Below are 984 nucleotides of genomic sequence, written 5' to 3'. Positions count from 1 at the left end.
ATAGAAAACTATGGAACTATTAAAGGTGATATCGTCAATTCTGCTAATGTTAGCAGTTTTGGGAGTATAACTAATAATCCAAAAGGTAAAATTGAAGGAAAGATAATCAATGGTGGAACTATTACTTCTATCACCCAACTCTCTTCTACCCCAATAACCGTTTGGGGACCTAACAATGAAGATGGGAGCAAATTACTCAATCTTACTCTAGGCAACAATGCAAAAATCAAATTCACCGCCAAAACTAACTTATACAATACTCCAACCTTTCAAGGTGCTGGGACTATCGAAGGAGAACATCTCAAGCTCAAATTTTCTAATCCTCAAAGTATGATCAACAACAACAACAACACTCAATACAATCTCAACCTAACAAATGTTGGACAAATCAATAGTTTTACCAATTCTAAAGCTTATAATCACACTTTTGCCAATACCTCCGGGAGCGTACAATATCTCATCAATACAGCACTTTTTCAAACCATTACCAACCAAAACGTACTTAACTATGTTGCTAATCAATCACAAGGAACTATCACTAATTTAAGCAATTCAAAAACTCTCACTACTTTAACAAACTTAGGCACTCTCACCACTCTAACCAATCAAGCAAATGGAACTATCACTAATTTAACCAATTCAAAAACTCTCACTACTTTAACAAACTCAGGCACTCTCACCACTCTAACCAATCAAGCAAATGGAACTATCACTAATTTAAGCAATCAAGGAGTATTTGGTACTTTAAACAACCAAGCAAATAGTAGGATTACTACCCTCACCAATTCAGGTACTCTTAATAATTTGAACAATCAAAGTGGAACTATTAGTACTTTAAACAATCAAGCAAATAGTAGGATTACTACCCTCACCAATTCAGGTACTCTTAGTACTCTAAACAATAGTGGAACTATAAACACTTTAACTTCTAGTGGTGCTAATCTTAATCTTACAAACAATCAAGGTGGAACTATAAACACTTTA

1 protein-coding gene is annotated in these 984 nt (G+C 34.3%); it reads left to right on the top strand.

The features are described from left to right. Positions 1 to 984: hypothetical protein (locus OQH62_RS08510; protein WP_266016128.1), on the top strand; the 984-nt coding region annotated here is incomplete at both ends.

This window comes from Campylobacter sp. MIT 21-1684 (assembly GCF_026241315.1).
Taxonomy (GTDB): Bacteria; Campylobacterota; Campylobacteria; order Campylobacterales; family Campylobacteraceae; genus Campylobacter_D.
The sequence above is the reverse complement of the archived record's forward strand: the minus strand, read 5'-3'. Positions and strand labels throughout refer to the sequence as shown.